At 72.5% G+C, this 306-nt stretch carries 1 protein-coding gene; it reads left to right on the top strand.

The genetic code is table 11. The features are described 5' to 3' along the window. The coding region (locus LO771_RS30240) for a sortase domain-bontaining protein (protein WP_374228282.1) at positions 1 to 306 on the top strand (306 nt) is incomplete at both ends.

The following is a 306-nucleotide window of genomic DNA, read 5'->3' as shown; positions in this document are numbered from 1 at the left end:
GCCCGCATCGGGGTGAACGCGCCCTTCACCAGGTTGACGCGGGACAAGAAGGGCGTGCTGCAGCCGCCGCCCAACACCGACAGCAACCTGGTCGGCTGGTCCGGGGACGGCGCGACGCCGGGCGAGCGGGGCACCGCGCTGGTGCTCGGCGGGCTCGACACCAAGCTGGGCCCGGCCGTCGTCTGGGGCCTGGGCGCCCTGAAGAAGGGCAACAAGGCCGAGATCACCCGGGCGGACGGCTCCTCCGCCGTCTTCACGGTCGACTCGGTGGAGGTCTTCCGGAAGGACGACTTCCCGGACGAGCGG

This window comes from Streptacidiphilus sp. ASG 303 (genome assembly GCF_020991365.1).
In the GTDB taxonomy this organism is placed as follows: domain Bacteria; phylum Actinomycetota; class Actinomycetes; order Streptomycetales; family Streptomycetaceae; genus Peterkaempfera.
The sequence above is the reverse complement of the archived record's forward strand: the minus strand, read 5'-3'. Positions and strand labels throughout refer to the sequence as shown.